Origin of the sequence: Nocardioides xinjiangensis, assembly GCF_017916385.1 — a bacterium.
GTDB lineage: Bacteria > Actinomycetota > Actinomycetes > Propionibacteriales > Nocardioidaceae > Nocardioides > Nocardioides xinjiangensis.
This window is the reverse complement of record NZ_JAFMSW010000001.1, coordinates 984,083-1,001,162: the sequence shown is the minus strand read 5'-3', so window position 1 is coordinate 1,001,162 and position 17,080 is coordinate 984,083. Positions and strand designations below refer to the sequence as shown.

Here is a 17,080-nt window from a genome sequence, read left to right as displayed (position 1 = left end):
CCCGCGCGGCGCTCAGTCCCCGAGGGTGCCGGGACTACGCGGCATCCTGTCGACGGCGATGTCGGTGTCGGACTGCAGGCGGTAGAGGTCGGCGTACAACCCGCCCGCGGCCATGAGGTCGGTGTGGGTGCCCTCCTCGACGACGGCGCCTTCGTCGAGGACGACGATGCGGTCGGCTCCTCGCACGGTCGAGAAGCGGTGCGAGATGAACAGGGCCGTGCGTCCGCCGAGCACGTCGCGCAGCGTGGCGAACAGCGCGTGCTCGGCCCGCGGGTCGAGGGCCGAGCTCGGCTCGTCGAGGATGACCAGCGGAGCGTCGCGGAAGAACGACCGCGCCAGGGCCACGCGCTGCCACTGGCCGCCTGACAGGTCGACGCCTCCTGTGAAGAGCCGCGACAGCACCGTGTCGAAGCCGGCCGGCAGCGCGTCGAGCACTGTGTCGGCGCCCGCGGCCCGAGCCGCGGCCCGCACCGCCTCGGGCGAGGCGGGCGCGTCCACCCGGCCCACCGCGATGTTCTCGGTGCCGGTGAAGGCGTAGCGCACGAAGTCCTGGAACGTGACGCTCACCCGCTCACGGAGGCTCGCCGGCTGAAAGTCGCCGATGTCGGCACCGTCCCAGCAGATCCGGCCGCCGTCGGGCTGGTAGAGGCCGGCGAGCAACTTGGCGAGCGTGGTCTTGCCCGACCCGTTCTCGCCCACCAGGGCCACGATCTCGCCCGCGCGCAGCTCGAGGTCCACTCCCTGCAGGGCGTCGACGTCGGCACCGGGGTAGCGGAACCGGACGTCGTCGACGCGGATCGTCTCGAACGACGTCGGCGCCTTCGCTCCTCCGCCTTGTTCCAGCGCGGGCGCGCCGAGCGCGAGGAAGGAGTCCAGGTCGTCGAGGAAGAGGCCGGACTCGAAGATGACCTGCACCCCGCGGAACACGGCCTGGACCTGGGTGGCGAGCATCCGCACGCCGATGATCGCGGCGCCGGCGCCAGCCACGCCGATGGTGCCGCGCGAGATGAGCCACACGATGAACAGCAGCGTGCCGCCCAGCACGAGCGCGGAGCCGAGCTGCCCGACGAGGCTGAGGAGGGCCCGGCGCAGGGTGTGGCGCCGCAGGTCGCGGAGGTAGCCGTCGTAGAGGGCGTCGAACCGGTCGTGCAGCCATCCGCCAAGGCCGAAGGCGCGCACCTCCTTGGCCTCCTCGCGACCGGTCTGGAGGATCGAGAGGTACGTCCGCTCGCGCAGCACGGGAGTCTGGGCAACGGCGAAGCCGAACTCGAGGCGGGACTCGCGCCGGCTGGTGAGCAGCAAGGGCACGCCGCCGACGATGACGAGCAGCAGCAGCACGGGGGAGACGTTGGCCAGCGCGAGGCCGAGCCCGAGGCTCGCCGCGGCGGCGCCCCCCATCGACAGCAGGCCCTGCGTGACCTGGTAGGGGCGGGTCACGGCATTGGTCTGCACCCGGTTGAGGTGGTCGTAGAACTCCGGCGACTCGAAGTGGCGCAGGTCCACGCCGGTGGCCACGTGCAGCACGCGGGCCCACATCGACCGGGCGACCATCTCGCCGAGGAGGCGTTGCAGCTGGCCCTGCACCGCGCCGGTCACGGCGGTGAGTGCGGTCAGGCCGGCGAGCAGGAGCACCGGTCCCACGGCCCTCTCGAAGCCCGAGCCGCCCTCGGCGTCGAGCACGGCGGCGAGGACCAGCTGAACCGCGAGCACCTGCAGGCCGAGCGCCGCTGCCGCGACCATCTGCAGAACCAGGAGGGCCGAGAAGGGGCGCGGGCCCGCCTTCCACACGAGTGCGAAGCTCGAGCGCAGCAACCGGGTGAGCCGCCCGAGCGACTTGCGCTGCGATCGGGCCTCGAGGCGCAGGGCCAGGGGGTCCGTCGGGTCCGCTGCCACGCTCAGCCTCTCCTGCCGGGGAGCGCGCCGGGGCCCGCCGCCCCCGGAGGGGACACATCCGCGCCGGCGGCGGTGGGTGGCATGCGCGACAACCTATCCGAACGAGGTCCCCTCTTGGTCTGCACGATCCACGACGGGAGGGGTCGGTGCGAGCGGGCGTTCAGTACGCCCCGCGAGAGGTCAGGACCGCGCGCACCGTGCGCGCCAGGATCAAGGCGTCGAGGCGCAGCGACCAGTTGTCGACGTAGCGGAGGTCGAGCCGCACCGACTGCTCCCAGGTGAGGTCGGAGCGACCCGAGACCTGCCACAGCCCGGTCATGCCCGGCTTGACCACGAGGCGGCGCTGCGGGTCGACGCCGTACTGCGCGACCTCTTGCGGCAGGGCGGGCCGCGGGCCGACGAGCGACATCTCGCCGCGGACGACGTTCCACAGCTGAGGCATCTCGTCGATGCTCGTGCGGCGCAGCCACTTGCCGACCCGGGTGATGCGCGGGTCGTGCTGAATTTTGAACAGCACGGCGTCGGACTCGTTGCGGTCGAGCAGCCCGGTGCGCTCGGCGTCCGCTGAGGTCGTCATCGACCGGAACTTGTACATCGTGAACAGGCGGCCGTCGCGCCCCACACGCTGCTGGCGGTAGAGCGCCGGCCCCGCCGAGTCGAGCCGCACGAGCAGCCCGACCGCGAGCAGCAGCGGCAGCAGCAGCAGCAACCCGAGCGCGGCGAAGGTCTGCTCGACGGCGGCCTTGACCCACCGTCGTGGTCCGCGCAGGGACGGTGGGAGCGCCCGGACGAGGGTAAGCCCGCCGGTGGAGAAGACGTTGGTCCGAGTCGGCGCCAGGTCGAGCAGGCCGGTGCCGACGCACAGCTCCACGCCGTGCCCCGCCAGGCTCCAGTGCAGGCGGCGCAGCTCAACGGAGGACAGCCGAGCGCCGGGCAGCACGACCAGGGCGTCTGCCTGGTGCCGGGCGGCGACCTCGACCGAGGTGTGCAGCCCGACGTGGACGGGGACGTCCGCGAACGGCGTGCGCGACGCGCTGGTCAGGCACACCGCGACGACGTCGTGGCCGTCGGCGTCTTGAAGCTCGCGTACGGCCTCGCGGACGTCGCGGGGGCGGCCGGCCAGGACGACGCGCAACCGGCGACGGCGTGCGCCGAGCAGGGAGTGCACGGCCGCCGCGGCCCCGAGGGCGAGGAGCACCTGCGCCAACCCCACCGGCTCGTGCGCCGAGGCCCACGGGGAGAAGGCGAGCGCGACCACAGAGGCCTTCGCGGCCAGCCCGAGGCTCCGGAGGGCGCGCCTCGAGCCGCTCTCGCCCAGCGACGCGCGGCGGTAGTGACCCGCCGCGAGCAGGGCCAGCGGCCACACCGCGGCTGCGGCGAGCGACACCTCCAGTGGCAGGACGTCGAACCAGACCGCCGCTGCGGCGACGGCGAGCGCGACGGCCGAGTCGACGGCCACGGCGGGTCCGACGGCCCGGCGGCGGCTTACCGACGACCCACAGACGACGAGCCGGTCGGTTCCCGTGCCTGCGGGGACGGGCACGACCGGTGCGGCGAGCGCGACCGGTGCGAGCGGCGTCGGTGCCGCCACGGTCTGGGCGGCCGGCAGGGGTGCGTCGATCTCGCGAGGACGAGGGATGGTGGTGGTCAACGACGGCGCCGACGTGACGGCACTCGCCGACACCTCTGTCATCCTCATCCCCCTTCCGGACTGATCGACGACCACCTCTGCCGGCCGTCCTGCGAGGCTAGGACGAGCGTCGTTTAGAGGCATGCCGCAAATGAGCGAAAGGCCTGCACAGTGGGGGTTTTCCACGGCGCTGGAGGCGAGCTTCGACAGGCCGCGGACGAGATACCTAGTCCGTGGGATGGGCACCGTCCAGGGCGACGCCTACCCTCGAAGGGGTGCACCACACCGCCGGGTCGCCTGGCTGGCGGAAGCCCGCTCCTGCTGGTTTGCTCACCGCCGTACGGAAGACGTAACCCCCACGATTCGTCCATCCGGACGAGGCGACCCGGTGCGGCGGCCGAGGCCCCCCTCCTCGGCCGCCGCAACCCCTATCGGTGGGGGCCCTCGGCGAGCGGCCGGTCCGCGGCCACACCGCGCGGGCGGGGCACGAGTGGCACGGCGCCGATGAAGCACTCGTGCCACATCTCCAGACACGCGAGTCTCCACAGGCGCTCGGCACCGTCCGCGCCGCGGTCGTGACGCTCCACGACGTCGCGGACCAGCGACCGGTCGAACGTGCTGCAGACCCACGAGCCGTCCCCCGTGAGCCGGTCTTGAACCGGCTCGCGCAGGCCCGCCCGGAGCCAGGCGTCCAGGGGGACGCGCACGGACTGCTGGGGGCGGTTGGCGACGTCGTCGGGCAGGAGGCGGCGCGCCGCCTCCCGGAGGACCCATTTGGTGGTGCCGGACCGCAACTTGACCGATGTCGGGAGACGAAGGGCGAGCTCGACCAGGTGGTGGTCGAGCAACGCCGGCCGCAGCTCCAGAGATGCCGCCATGGTCAGCCGGTCCGCAGGCTCGAGCACCGCGTCGGGCAGCGCTCGGCGCAGCTCGTGGCGCAGCATCCGGTCGACCGCGTCGGCTCCGGGCGCCGCCGCCGTACGCCGCTCGGGAGGCGCCGGGCTGCCGAGCAGTCGCTCTCGCTCGGACGCGCTGAACAACGCGGGGACGAGGCGTCGCTCGAGCGGACCGGCGAGGCCGGCGCCCAGGCGGGCGTGCATGCGGGCCGAGCGCTCGGAGAGACGGGCGTGCCGGTGGCGGGCGCAGCCTGCGAAGAGCTGGTCGGCACCGTCGCCGGACAGCACCACACGGACGTGGTCGCCTGCGGTGCGGGCCAGGCTGTGAAGCGCGATGGCGACCGGGTCCGACGCCGGAGCGTCGAGGTGCCGCGTCAGCAACGCCCAGTTGTCGCGGACGTCGGTGTCGCGCACTCGCACCTCGTGGTGCCGTGTCCCCAGCAGGCTGCTGGTCGCGAGCGCCCACGACGGCTCGTCGTCGGAGGTGTCGCCGAAGGCGGCGGAGAAGGTGTGCAGGGCCTCGTCGCCGCGCAGCTGCTGTGCCTGCGCCACGACCAGGCTGCTGTCGAGGCCGCCGGACAGGTGGGCGCCGACCGGGACGTCCGTGACGAGCGCCGCCCGGACGGCCTCGCGCACGCCGTCGCCGACCGCCTCGACCGCGTCAGTGGCGGTCCAGGTGCCGTCGGCGTCGCACTCCGGCGGGACCCAGTAGTGCGCTTCCTCGAGGTGCCCCCCCGGCATGATCGAAACGCGGTGGGCCGGCAGCACCTTCTTCACGCCCTCGAACAGTGTGTGCGGCGCGGCGACGCTGCCATAGGCCAGGTAGGCGTCCAGGCTCCGCGCGTCCACCTGCGCGGGCGGACCGACCGTGAGCAGCGCCTGGATCTCCGACCCGAAGGCGATGCCCCCCGGGACGTGGCGGTAGTGGAGCGGCCGCACGCCCAACCGGTCACGCACCAGGTGGGTGGTGTCGGTGCGCAGGTCGTGGGCCACGAGGGCGAAGTGCCCCTCCAGCCGCTCCACGAAGCTGATGCCCTGCAGGGCCAGGCCGGCGAGCACCACCTCGGTGTCGCCTCGGGTCCGGAACGGGTAGTCCAGGTGGGTGCGCAGGGTGACGTGGTTGGTGATCGTGCCGTCGAGGGCGAGCACCCACCGCCCGTCCACCGAGTGCATTGGCTGCCGTGAGTGCACGGCGTCGACGACCGCCAGCCGGGTGTGGGCGAGACCGACGTCCGCTCCGAGCCAGACCGCAGCGTCGTCCGGGCCTCGGTGCTCCAGGAGTCGAGCCATGTCGTGCAGCACCTCGGCGAAGAGGATCCCCGGTGAGAAGGCGCGCAGTCCGCCGATTCCGCTCACGGGTCCACTCCGATCACACGCCCTGCTGCCAGCCGACCTGGTGGGCCAGCCCCACGGCCGCCAGCTGCGAGGAGACCTCGAGCTTGTTGAGGATGGACTTCACCTGCGTGCGCACGGTCGCCTCGGACACGACGCTGTCCTCGGAGATCATCCTGACCGTGCGTCCCTCGATGAGCGAGCCAAGGACCTGGCGTTCGCGCGGGGTGAGACGGTCCAGGCGCTGGCGGACCTCGTCGTGGTCACGGCGCTCCCGCGCCCAGGCGTCCAGCAGGGTCTCGAGCTCGTCGGGGCTCATGACCGGGAGACCCTGGTGGAGCCGCCGGACGGTGGCCAGGGCCTGCTGCAGCGCGCCGCTCTTCGGCAGCACCCGACGGGCTCCGAGGCGCATGCAACCGCCCCACCGCCCGATCTCCTCGGAGGCGGTGAGGACCACGACGTTGATGCCGGCCTTCGCCAGAGGCGCGATGAGGTTCATGCCGTCCCCGAACCGGCCGAGGTCGAGGTCGAGGAGGACGGTGCGCGGGTTGCGCCGCAGCGCCAGGGACCGGATGGTCGCCATCGACCCGCCTTCCTCGGGCAGCTCGAGCCGGCGTACGTCGTAGCCCTCCAGGGACAACGCGAGCTCCAGCGACTCCGCAAACAGGACGTGGTCGTCGATGATCAGCACCCGGTGCTCGGCACGCGCGGCGCCGCTCACTGCGCGCCGCCCAGCACGAGCTCGTCCTCCTGCGACCGCCGCACGGCGGGCAGGCTGATGACGAACGAGGAGCCGACACCCTGGTCCTCCGCGAGTCGCAGCGAGCCGCCGTCCTCGCTCATCAGCCGCTGGGCGACGCTGAGGCCGATTCCCTCCCCGGGAGCGTCGCTCGCGCGTCCGCCCCAGGCGAAGATGGTGGCTCGCCGGTCCTTCGGGATGCCCCGGCCGTAGTCGGTGACGCGGATGTCGACGTGCGCCTCGTCGCGCCGTACGACCTCGACCAGGCTGGAGTCGGCGCCGCCGTGCTTCACCGCGTTGTCGATCAGCACGTTCACCACCTCCGCGAGGGCGTCGAAGCGGCCACGGACCACCCCGCCCGTGCTCCGCAACTCGACTCGGCGACCCTTGAGCCGCTGCAGATCGAGGATCAGGCCGAGCGCCTCGTCGAGGTCGATGTTGGTGACGGGGTCGTCCTGCTGAGACAGCAGGCGCTCCATGCGGTCGAGCTCGCGTCGCAGCGAGCACCACAGGCGCTCGCGCGCCTCGGCCGGCACGTCGGGACGGTCGAGCAGGTCCGACCCGGAGACCAGGCCGGCAATCGTGCTGCGCAGCTCGTGGAGGCGCTCTCGCTGGTCACGGGTCGTGCTCACGAGGAGGTGCTCGAACGTGTCGATGCGACGCCGGTCCTCCTCGAGAACGCGCCGCAGGCCGACCCAGGTGATGCTGAGCCATGCAGCCCCGGTGGCGGCGCGGGCCAGGTCGGCCAGCTCACCGGCCACACCTCCGAGTCCCCACAGGTGCACCAGCTGGCCGGCGCCGACGGCGAGGACCGTGGCCACCGTCAGGCACTTGACCGACCGGGGCAGCGCATCCTGGCGCAGGACGACCGCGGCTGCTGCCGCGTGGGTGAGGACGAGGACGCCGACGAGCACCTGCATCGCCACCGCCGGGGGTGAGGCGACCTGTACCTGGAGGAGCATGTGGCCGGCCGCGGTCAGCCCCATGCCGAGCCCAATCGCGAAGCCCTGGTCGACCACCCGGTCGGCGTCGCGGAGCCCGCGCCAAGGCGCCACCACCGCGGCGAGCCCGGCCAGCGCGACCAGCACGAGCACCGCGAACTCCACCGGGCCCCTCGGCGGCGTGCCCCGCAGGGCCATCGTCGTCACCAGCAGCGCCTGCCCGGCGACCAGCGCACCCGCCGCCAGTGCCCAGCCGGTCACCCGGCTGGCGTGTCGGCGCCAGGTCACCGCGGCGGCGCACACGGTGCCCGCCACGAACACACCCCCGAGCACGCCGTGGCCCAGGTGCGGGGCGGCGACGTGGACCGTCGGCGACTGCCACGTCCAGGCGTCCGAGCCGACCCAGACCAGTGCCAGGAACGGGACCGCCCATGCGATCGCGATCACCGACCAGTGACGCACTTCCCCCTCGAACGGTTCGCGCACGGCCACCCCCTTGTCGTACAGCTGCGCTGACCACGCCCGGCAGGCACGACCGGCCCGCCCAGTGCCGGCCGCGACCCCTCGTCGGACGAGAGACCCGAACGCTGACGAGACCCCTACGGTCCCGGACCCGGCGAGTGTGCGACGCATCCCCCAGACCGGGCAAAGCCGGTCTGATCCGCCTCTTTCAGGCATGGCCGAATTTCGGTCAAGCCCAAGCACAGGGTCTGCCAAGCGCTCCGCCAGCACGCCGCAAGATCCGGACAAGGGCGGCTGCCCCGGCTAGGCGCCAACACGCCTCCCGTCTGGCCGGACCCTTCCCCAATTCGGTGCACATTGGGCGCTTCCGGAGCACCCTGCGCCGCGCGCCGGGCAAGGTTCGTCGCAGTGACCATAGCCGCGGGAGGGCAGATGGAAGCTTTGGCGCTCGACGATCGCGGCAGCCCGCCGCGAGCCGTACTCGGGCGAGCGACGGCATGGGTGGTCTCACCACACAGACTGGTCGCGCAGGCGGTGGTTGCCGCACTGCGCTCTACGGACGCACGCGTGGAGTTCCACGCGTGGGAGCACGTGATGGCGGACCTCGTGGAGCCGTCGAGGGTCCCGGGCAGGGTCCGCTACCTCGTCGCGGTCTTCGACGGCGAGGGCACGTCGGAAGCGGTCGAGGACATCCGCGAGTTCGTGGCGGTGGGCGACGTGCGGGTCGCGGTGGTGACCTCCGCGCCCGACGCCGTGTGGTGGGGCGGGCTCCTCGAGGGCACGGCGGTGGACCTCGTCACCATGACCACCTCGCTGGCGAAGCTGCGCGAGGTCATCGACCGGTTCACCGGGGGCGACCTCCTCATGGAGCAGGAACGTCGAAGAGCCTTGAGCACCGCGTGGTCCGAGGCCCTTGACAAGAGGCAGCACCTCGCCGCGCAGCTCGGGGCGCTGTCGCGCCAGCAGATGCGCGTCCTCGAGCTGCTGGCGTCGGGACGTCGGGTGCACGAGGTCGCCGACCAGCTCGGCATCGCCGACGGGACCGTGCGCAGCCACATCAAGAGCCTGCGTGCCAAGCTCGGGGCGAGGACGCAGCTCGAGGCGGTGGCCATGCTGCGGCAGGTGCGTCAGGACCGGCCCGCCGACCTGGTGCCGATGCCTCGTGCGGCGAGCGACGACTCACGGTGACGACCCGGCGGTGAGGGTGCCTCGATAGGCTGCCGCCCATGATCGACCCGACGACGCTCGACGACCACGCCTTCGCCGTCTGGGCGGCCGAACGAGCCGGAGCGGTGCTCCTCGACGTACGCGCCGGGGCGGCCGCCGACGGGCTGGAGGGCAGGGCCCTCAAGGACGCCGGCGACGCCGCCGCGCAGGCGGAGCTCGACCGCGTCCTCACCGCGCACCGGCCGGGCGACGCGGTCCTCTCCGAGGAGGCCGCCGACGACAAGTCGCGGCTGTCCGCGCGCCGGGTGTGGATCATCGACCCGCTCGACGGCACCCGCGAGTTCTCCGAGCCGCCGCGCGACGACTGGGCCGTCCACGTGGCGCTCTGGGAGGACGGCGACCTCGTCGCGGGAGCCGTCGCGCAGCCGGCGCTCGGGGAGACGTTCAGCACCGGACGCCCGAGCGTGGTGCCGCCGCGCACCTCCGAGCGCCCGCGCATCGCCGTCTCGCGCAGCCGGCCGCCGGCCTTCGTCGAGGCGCTCGCGTCCGAGCTCGGAGCCGAGCTGGTCCCGATGGGCAGTGCCGGCGTGAAGGTGATGAGCGTGGTCCGCGACGTCGCGGACGCCTACGTCCACGCCGGCGGTCAGTACCAGTGGGACAACGCCGCACCGGTCGCCGTCGCGCGCGCCGCCGGCCTGCACTGCAGCCGCGTCGACGGCTCGCCGCTGGTCTACAACGAGGACGACACCTCGCTGCCGGACCTCATCGTGTGCCGTCCCGAGCTGGCCGAGCAGATCGTCGACTTCGTGCGGCGCAACGGCACGGAGTGACGCCGCCGCGCCTCAGTGCACGAGCTTGAGGCCGACGATGCAGCCGACCAGGCCGACCATCAGCAGTCCCTTCACCACCGAGAACGACTCGGTGCCCGTCACCATCGCGATCGCGATGGTCAGCACGGCGCCGATGCCCACCCACACGGCGTACGACGTGCCGACCGGCAGGGTGCGCATGGCGTAGCCGAGGCCCGCCATGCTCGTCGCCAGCGCCACGAGGAAGGTCGCGGTGGGGACGGGACGCGTGAGGCCCTCCGAGCGGCCCAGGGCCGTCGCCCACACTGCCTCGAGGACACCGGACAGCACCAGCACGAACCAGGCCATGACGCCACTCCTTCGTGGCCGTCTTGTCGCACGCCGGGTACGGCTCCCTCGTCCGGTCGCCCGGTGGCCGGGCACGCCGACCGTGCCACGTCGCCGCGACGCCGGCAAGTCGGCCCCCGTCGACAAACGGCTTGCGCGGCGGGGCTCGCGTTGCCAGCGTGGCCGCATGACCTCCTTCGTCTCGCACACCACCATCGACTGCCACCACGCCTACGAGCTGTCGGAGTGGTGGAAGGGCCTGCTGGGCTACGTCGACGTCGAGGACGACCCCAACGAGCCGGGGCACGAGGAGTGCACGATCGTCGACCCCGGCACCGGCCACAGCATCCTGTTCCTCGAGGTGCCGGACGCCGAGCTCCCGGCCAAGCGCATCCACTTCGACCTGCGCCCGCGCGAGGGCAGCCGCGACGAGGAGGTCGAGCGGGTGCGGGCGCTCGGCGGCCGAGAGGTCGCCGACCACCGCGGGGAGTGGGGTCCGGGCACCGGGTGGGTGGTCTTCGAGGACCCCGAGGGCAACCAGTTCTGCATCCTGCGCTCACCCGCGGAGATCGACGCCGGCTCGGCCGGCTGATTCGTCAGGGCAGTCGCTCGGGGTGCGCCTCGACGTACGCCCGGACGGGCACGGGCCGCCGGCGGTCGTAGCCCTCGGGGAGCCACACGCCGCCGAGCCGGGTCAGGTAGTAGACCTCCCACGCGAGGTAGCCGCGCAGCTGGCGCGGGTCGCGGCGCATCACCTCGGCGTGGTGGGTGACGCCGCGGACGTAGGCCCAGGAGTTGTTGTAGCGCCAGAGCGCCGCCCCCTTGTCCCGGGCGAAGCCGTTGGCGCGCAGCAGCCGGCCGGCCGCGAGGATCGCGTCGTGGGCCTCCTGGATGTCGCCGCCCGCCCCGTAGATGTCCCAGGTCGTCGGGATGAACTGCATGGGTCCCTGGGCTCCGGCCACGGAGGTGCCGCGGATGCGCCCGAACTGGGTCTCGACCATGTTGATCGCGGCGAGGTACTCCCAGTCCACGCCGAAGCGGCGCTCGGCCTCGCGGTAGCTGCGCAGGAGCGTACGAGCGGGCGCGGGCGGCACGATCCGCCAGGCCGGCAGCTCGTCGGCGAGGTCGGCGGTGGCGCCGGGGTGCATCGAGCGGAACTCCCGCCGGGCGGCGACGTTGGCGCGCAGCCACCGCCGGTCGGCGCGGCCCAGGTCGCCCAGCACCCGCGGCAGCCACGTCCGGCGCGCCGCGACCTCGCGCACCGCCAGCTGCGCGGTGTGGCCCGCAGCCGCGAGCAGGTCCGGCTCCGGGGCCGGCGAGCGGACCACGCGTTGGGCGGCCCTCACCATCGCCGCCGCCTCCGCGGGCGCCGCAGGGCGGCGCGGGGTTCCGGCGAGGGCGGGGACGAGCTCGGTGGGCGGGGGCGGCGCCGAGTCGTCCGGGGCATCGGCCACCGGCGCCTCGACCGGTCGCACGTCGGCGTCGGCGGGCGGGCGCGGCGCCTCCGAGCAGGCCGTCGTGACTGCGACGAGGCCGACCAGCAGCGCGGAGACCAGCGGCGCGAGCGTCATGCCCCACTGTCACACGACGTGGGGGGCTCGTGTCGAGGGCTGCCGGGGCGGGGTCGGCCGCGACGGGTCAGGAGACCCAGGTCTCCCACTTGTAGCCGGTGCCCAGGTAATTCGCGTCGGCCCGGACGACGAGGGACCAGTACCACGTGCCGGTGCGCCTCGGGAGGGCGATGCGGTAGCGGCCGCGTCGGTCGGTCCTGATCGTGGTGAACCGCCTGTAGCCGGTGTCCTGCTCCGACGACACCTTGACGATGATCGTCCGGCGGGCGAAGCGAGGCCTCACGCGGCCCTTCAGCGTGAAGCCGCCCTTCGGGCGCGTGATGGTCCGCGACACCTCCACCGTGAACGGGTCCGACTCGCTGCGCTCGTAGGTGTCCTGCTGCGGCGACTCCGGAGCGTGGCCGCCGTAGACGACCTTGTAGGCGGTCCTGATGCGAGGTCTCACGTCGAGGAAGTCCGCGGACGCCGTCGAGGTGGCGACCCGCCGCCACGTGGTGGACGCTCCCTCACGGGCGTACAGCGTCGTCGTGCCGGCTCCCGGGGCGTCGCCACCCTGGCTGTCGACGTCGACGGCGATGTCGATGACCTCGCCGAACTCGACGACCGTCGAGTCGGGCACCGCGTCGGTCGTCGTCGTCCACGTGTCGCGGGCCGAGCCGGCCGGCGCTGGGCCGATCACGGTGGCGATGCCGAGCAGTCCCGCCGCCAGGGCGGGAACGGTGCGGGTGGTGCTCATCGTCGTCCTTGTCGTCCGGGACGGAAAAGCGGAGGACGGGCCCCGCCGCACCTGCGGCGAAGCCCGTCCGTTGCTCAGAGCGGCTCAGCGGGCAGCCGCACGCGCCAGCGGCGCGCGGTAGCTGTAGGTGTACCAGACCTCGCTGTAGGAGACGAAGTCAGCGTTGCCGGGGATGGTGATCTTGAAGTAGAGCCGGTTGCCGCGGCGGGGAGCCGGAAGGCGGACCTGGAACTTGCTCTTCCTGTCGGTCTTGATCGTCTTGAACTTGACGTACCGCTTGCCCTTCTTGATCTGGACCTTGACCTTCTTCTTCGCGTACTTCGGGGCGACCTTGCCCTTGATGGTCAGGCGCGCCTTGGCGTTGTCGATCGACACCTTGCGCTGCACCGGGAGCGCGACGTCGGCCGACGTGCTGGGCGTGTAGTTGTCCTCGTACGTGTTGGTCGCGGTGTACCCGGAGTACACGGCCCGGAACACGGAGTTGGCCGTGGCCTTGATGTCGGGGAAGGAGAGGTAGCCGCTGGCCGGCACGGTGGCGACGGGCACGCCGGCCGGGTTGGCGGAGGTGATCTGGTAGAGCGTCACGGTGCCGTCGTAGGCCGTCGACCCGTCGTTGCCCGTGACGGCGCCACGGATCGTGACGGTGTCGCCGTAGGTGGCGGCTTCGCCGGGCTCGATGAAGGGCAGCTCGAGCGTCGTGGTGCTGATCAGGTTGTCGGTGGCGCTGCTCGGTGCGGCCAGGGCGATCGGCGTGATGCCGAGCAGTCCGGCCGAGACGGTGCCGGCGATGAGACGCGTGATGCGCATGTCCCCGTTGTTCCTCTCAGGAGTCTGGTCGCCCGGCAGGTGTCCGCCGGGCGTTGCGGTGGTCTGCTACCCCGCGACGCACGGGACAAACCCGGTCGTGACCGGGGCCGGTCCCGCAATCCCACGTGCGTCGGTGTCGGACAGCCCCCGTAGACTCTCAAAACCCCCCGGTCGCTCGGCGCTCGGGGTCGTTCTGCGTGCTCTCGAAGGGATCCCGGTGTCCTCCACACCCCTCCGCACACCCCTCCTCTCCGTCGCCCGACGCCTCGTCTCGGCACCCACCCTGGGTGGCGCGCTCGCCGACGCCGCGGTGCTGTCCGCCCTCGACCTGACCGGGCCCGGAGCCATCCGGCCCTTCGTGGTGCACGGCCTCGTCGAGCGGGGGCGCACCGTCCTCGCGGTCACCGCCACCTCGCGCGAGGCCGAGGACCTCGTCGAGGAGCTCGCCGACCTCGTGGACCCCGACTCGGTCGCCTACTACCCCAGCTGGGAGACGCTCCCGCACGAGCGGCTCAGCCCGCGCAGCGACACCGTCGGTCGGCGCCTCGCGGTGCTGCGGCGCCTGCGGCACCCCGGCACCGACGCGGCCAACGGGCCGCTCAAGGTCGTGGTCGCGCCGATCCGCAGCCTGCTGCAGCCGCAGGTCCCGGGCCTCGCCGACATCGAGCCGGTCGAGCTGGCACCGGGTGACTCGCGCTCGCTCGACGACGTCGTCCGCGGGCTCGCCGAGGCGGCGTACTCCCGCGTCGACATGGTCGAGCGGCGCGGCGAGTTCGCGGTGCGCGGCGGCATCGTCGACGTCTTCCCGCCGACCGAGGAGCACCCGCTGCGCGTCGAGTTCTGGGGCGACGACGTGGAGGAGATCCGTGCCTTCTCCGTCGCCGACCAGCGCACCCTCGAGACGGTCCGGCGGCTCTGGGCGCCACCGTGCCGCGAGCTCCTCCTCACCGAGGAGGTACGCCGGCGCGCCGCCGAGCTGGGCCGGGCCCACCCGCAGCTGCTCGAGCTCACCGACAAGATGGCCGCCGGCATCGCGGTCGAGGGCATGGAGTCCCTCGCGCCGGTGCTCGTCGACTCGATGGAGCTGCTCGTCGACCTCATGCCCGCCGACACCACCGTGCTCGTGCTCGACCCCGAGCGCGCGCGCACCCGTGCGCACGACCTGGTCGCCACGAGCGAGGAGTTCCTCAGCGCGTCGTGGGCCGCCGCGGCCGGTGGCGGCACCGCGCCGATCGACCTCGGCGCGGCGTCCTACCGGGAGATCGGCGACGTGCGCACCCACGCGCTCGGCCTCGGCCTCGCCTGGTGGTCGGTGAGCCCGTTCGGCATCGACACCGACGGCGAGTCGCTCACCCTGCCCACCCACGCGGCCGAGGCCTACCGCGGCGACCTCCAGCAGGCGGTCGACGACATCCGCGGCTGGGTGACCGACGGCCTGGACGTCGTCGTGGTCCACGCCGGCCACGGCCCCGCGGAGCGCTTCGTCGAGCTGCTCGGCGAGAACGACATCGCGGCGCGCCTGGTCGAGCAGGGGCAGACGGCCGGACCCGGCGTCGTCACCGTGACGTGCGGCCACCTCGTGCACGGCATCGTCGACGACGAGGCGGGCGCGGCGGTGCTCACCGGCGACGACCTGTCGGGGCAGAAGTCCTCCACCCGCGACATGCGCAAGATGCCGGCGCGCCGCAAGCGGCAGATCGACCCGCTCGAGCTCACGGCCGGCGACTACGTCGTCCACGAGCAGCACGGCGTCGGCCGCTTCGTGGAGATGAAGCAGCGCGAGATCAGCGGCGCGGTCCGCGAGTACCTCGTGCTGGAGTACGGCCCGAGCAAGCGCGGTGGGCCCAACGACATGCTCTACGTGCCGGCCGACACCCTCGACCAGGTCACCCGCTACGTCGGCGGCGAGAACCCCAGCCTCGACCGCCTCGGCGGCGGCGACTGGACCAAGCGCAAGAACAAGGCGCGACGCGCGGTGCGCGAGATCGCCGCCGAGCTGATCAAGCTCTACGCCGCGCGGCAGGCCACCCAGGGCTACGCCTACGGCCCCGACACCCCGTGGCAGCGCGAGCTCGAGGACGCCTTCCCGTTCACCGAGACCGTCGACCAGCTGACCACCGTCGACGAGGTCAAGGCCGACATGCGCAGCATCGTGCCGATGGACCGGCTGGTCTGCGGCGACGTGGGCTACGGCAAGACCGAGATCGCGGTGCGCGCGGCGTTCAAGGCCGTGCAGGACGGCAAGCAGGTGGCGGTGCTGGTGCCGACGACCCTGCTCGTCACCCAGCACCTGTCGACCTTCACCGAGCGGATGTCGGGCTTCCCGGTGGTCATCAAGGGCCTCTCGCGCTTCCAGACCGACAAGGAGGCCAAGGAGGTCGTCGCGGGCCTGGCCGACGGCTCCATCGACATCGTCGTGGGCACGCACCGCCTGCTCAACCCCGACATCAAGGTCAAGGACCTCGGCCTCATCATCGTCGACGAGGAGCAGCGCTTCGGCGTCGAGCACAAGGAGCAGATGAAGCGGATGCGCACCTCGGTCGACGTGCTGTCGATGAGCGCGACGCCGATCCCGCGCACGCTGGAGATGGCGGTCACCGGCATCCGCGAGATGTCGACCATCACGACGCCGCCGGAGGAGCGGCACCCGGTCCTCACCTACGTCGGCGCCTACGAGGACCGGCAGGTCGTCGCCGCCGTGCGTCGCGAGCTGCTGCGCGAGGGCCAGGTCTTCTACATCCACAACCGGGTGAACTCGATCGAGAAGGCCGCCGCCCGGATCCGCGAGCTCGTGCCGGAGGCGCGGGTGGCCACCGCCCACGGGCAGATGAACGAGCGCCAGCTCGAGCAGGTCATGCTCGACTTCTGGGAGAAGCGCTTCGACGTGCTGGTGTGCACCACCCTCGTCGAGTCCGGGCTCGACGTGTCCAATGCCAACACGATGATCATCGAGCGCGCCGACACCCTCGGCCTGTCCCAGCTGCACCAGCTGCGGGGTCGCGTCGGCCGGTCGCGGGAGCGCGCCTACGCCTACTTCCTCTACCCGGCGGAGAAGCCGCTGACCGAGACCGCCCACGAGCGGCTCGCGACGCTGGCCCAGCACTCCGACCTCGGCGGCGGCATGGCGATCGCGATGAAGGACCTCGAGATCCGGGGGGCCGGCAACCTGCTCGGGGGCGAGCAGTCCGGGCACATCGCCGACGTCGGCTTCGACCTCTACGTCCGCCTCGTCGGCGAGGCCGTCGCCGACTTCAAGGGCGGCGCCGAGGAGGAGCTGGCGGAGGTCCGCATCGAGCTGCCGGTGGACGCCCACCTGCCCCACGACTACATCCCCAGCGAGCGGCTGCGGCTCGAGATCTACAAGCGCCTCGCCGAGGTGCGCACCGACGCCGACGTCGACGAGGTGCGTGCCGAGCTGCTCGACCGCTACGGGGCCCCGCCCGAGGTGGTGGAGTCGCTGCTCGTCGTCGCCCGCTTCCGCGCGCGGTGCCGCCAGGCCGGGGTGGGGGAGGTGACGGTGGCCGGCAAGTACGTCCGGTTCGCGCCGGTCGACCTGCCCGACTCGCGCGTCGTACGCCTGGACCGCCTGTTTCCGCGCAGCATCGTCAAGGCGCCGGTCAGTACGATCCTCGTGCCGCGCCCGCAGACCGCGGGGTTCCCGGTCCGTCCGGTGGCCGGCGTCGCCCTGCTTGAATGGGCGCGCGGTGTCATCGACGAGGTGATCGACGTCCCGGCACCGAGCCCAGCCGCAGCGACCCAGGAGTGACGAG

13 protein-coding genes and 1 riboswitch are annotated in these 17,080 nt (G+C 72.7%); of the genes, 4 read left to right on the top strand and 9 right to left on the bottom strand.

Annotated features, from left to right (window positions below):
- Positions 1-12 precede the first annotated feature (12 nt).
- The 5 genes from J3P32_RS04770 to J3P32_RS18390 all read right to left on the bottom strand — a co-directional run bounded on the left by J3P32_RS04770 (position 13) and on the right by J3P32_RS18390 (position 7,917).
- Positions 13-1,893: an ABC transporter ATP-binding protein gene (locus J3P32_RS04770; RefSeq protein ID WP_210438689.1), complete on the bottom strand. Its 1,881-nt coding sequence runs from the start codon at positions 1,891-1,893 to the stop codon at positions 13-15.
- Positions 1,894-2,053: 160 nt separating this feature from the next.
- The gene (locus J3P32_RS04765) at positions 2,054-3,577 is read right to left on the bottom strand and encodes an exopolysaccharide biosynthesis polyprenyl glycosylphosphotransferase (RefSeq protein ID WP_210438688.1); all 1,524 of its coding nucleotides are present in this window, start codon (positions 3,575-3,577) and stop codon (positions 2,054-2,056) included.
- A gap of 374 nt (positions 3,578-3,951) precedes the next feature.
- Positions 3,952-5,775 (bottom strand): asparagine synthase (glutamine-hydrolyzing), encoded by a 1,824-nt coding sequence (gene asnB, locus J3P32_RS04760; RefSeq protein WP_210438687.1) that lies wholly within the window; start codon positions 5,773-5,775, stop codon positions 3,952-3,954.
- 13 nt (positions 5,776-5,788) lie between these two features.
- Entirely contained in the window at positions 5,789-6,472 is a 684-nt protein-coding gene (locus tag J3P32_RS04755) for a LuxR C-terminal-related transcriptional regulator (protein WP_210438686.1), read from the bottom strand.
- Positions 6,469-7,917, bottom strand: coding sequence for a sensor histidine kinase (locus J3P32_RS18390; RefSeq protein WP_210438685.1), 1,449 nt, complete (start codon positions 7,915-7,917; stop codon positions 6,469-6,471). The genes J3P32_RS04755 and J3P32_RS18390 overlap by 4 nt, the downstream gene beginning before the upstream one ends.
- Before the next feature lie 543 nt (positions 7,918-8,460).
- Between J3P32_RS18390 and J3P32_RS18385 the strand changes: the two genes are divergently transcribed.
- Together J3P32_RS18385 and J3P32_RS04740 are read left to right on the top strand one after the other, a co-directional pair.
- Positions 8,461-9,081: a helix-turn-helix transcriptional regulator gene (locus tag J3P32_RS18385; protein WP_210438684.1), complete on the top strand. Its 621-nt coding sequence runs from the start codon at positions 8,461-8,463 to the stop codon at positions 9,079-9,081.
- A gap of 38 nt (positions 9,082-9,119) precedes the next feature.
- Positions 9,120-9,890, top strand: coding sequence for a 3'(2'),5'-bisphosphate nucleotidase CysQ (locus J3P32_RS04740; protein WP_210438683.1), 771 nt, complete (start codon positions 9,120-9,122; stop codon positions 9,888-9,890).
- Between the two features lie 12 nt (positions 9,891-9,902).
- Here J3P32_RS04740 and J3P32_RS04735 read toward each other — a convergent pair whose 3' ends face one another.
- Positions 9,903-10,217, bottom strand: coding sequence for a DMT family transporter (locus J3P32_RS04735; protein ID WP_210438682.1), 315 nt, complete (start codon positions 10,215-10,217; stop codon positions 9,903-9,905).
- 11 nt (positions 10,218-10,228) lie between these two features.
- Positions 10,229-10,295, bottom strand: a riboswitch (guanidine-III (ykkC-III) riboswitch).
- Between the two features lie 88 nt (positions 10,296-10,383).
- On the opposite strand from J3P32_RS04735, the gene J3P32_RS04730 reads away from it, so the two are divergent.
- Complete coding sequence (locus tag J3P32_RS04730) at positions 10,384-10,788, top strand: VOC family protein (RefSeq protein WP_210438681.1); 405 nt, start codon at positions 10,384-10,386, stop codon at positions 10,786-10,788.
- A gap of 4 nt (positions 10,789-10,792) precedes the next feature.
- Here J3P32_RS04730 and J3P32_RS04725 read toward each other — a convergent pair whose 3' ends face one another.
- The 3 genes from J3P32_RS04725 to J3P32_RS04715 form a co-directional block, all read right to left on the bottom strand.
- On the bottom strand, positions 10,793-11,767 hold the full coding sequence (locus J3P32_RS04725; RefSeq protein ID WP_210438680.1) for a lytic transglycosylase domain-containing protein: 975 nt from the start codon (positions 11,765-11,767) through the stop codon (positions 10,793-10,795).
- Positions 11,768-11,834: 67 nt separating this feature from the next.
- Positions 11,835-12,503 (bottom strand): hypothetical protein, encoded by a 669-nt coding sequence (locus tag J3P32_RS04720; RefSeq protein WP_210438679.1) that lies wholly within the window; start codon positions 12,501-12,503, stop codon positions 11,835-11,837.
- Between the two features lie 84 nt (positions 12,504-12,587).
- Positions 12,588-13,310, bottom strand: coding sequence for a hypothetical protein (locus J3P32_RS04715; protein WP_210438678.1), 723 nt, complete (start codon positions 13,308-13,310; stop codon positions 12,588-12,590).
- A 217-nt stretch (positions 13,311-13,527) separates the two neighbouring features.
- On the opposite strand from J3P32_RS04715, the gene mfd reads away from it, so the two are divergent.
- Positions 13,528-17,076, top strand: coding sequence for a transcription-repair coupling factor (gene mfd / locus J3P32_RS04710; RefSeq protein ID WP_374222506.1), 3,549 nt, complete (start codon positions 13,528-13,530; stop codon positions 17,074-17,076).
- The last annotated feature ends 4 nt before the right edge of the window (positions 17,077-17,080 follow it).

What these genes read in the sequence shown, in the direction of transcription:
- J3P32_RS04740 (WP_210438683.1), top strand. Translation starts at nt 9,120, where the DNA reads ATGATCGACCCGACGACGCTCGACGACCACGCCTTCGCCGTCTGGGCG.
- J3P32_RS04735 (WP_210438682.1), bottom strand. Translation starts at nt 10,217, where the DNA reads ATGGCCTGGTTCGTGCTGGTGCTGTCCGGTGTCCTCGAGGCAGTGTGG.
- J3P32_RS04730 (WP_210438681.1), top strand. Translation starts at nt 10,384, where the DNA reads ATGACCTCCTTCGTCTCGCACACCACCATCGACTGCCACCACGCCTAC.
- J3P32_RS04725 (WP_210438680.1), bottom strand. Translation starts at nt 11,767, where the DNA reads ATGACGCTCGCGCCGCTGGTCTCCGCGCTGCTGGTCGGCCTCGTCGCA.
- J3P32_RS04720 (WP_210438679.1), bottom strand. Translation starts at nt 12,503, where the DNA reads ATGAGCACCACCCGCACCGTTCCCGCCCTGGCGGCGGGACTGCTCGGC.
- J3P32_RS04715 (WP_210438678.1), bottom strand. Translation starts at nt 13,310, where the DNA reads ATGCGCATCACGCGTCTCATCGCCGGCACCGTCTCGGCCGGACTGCTC.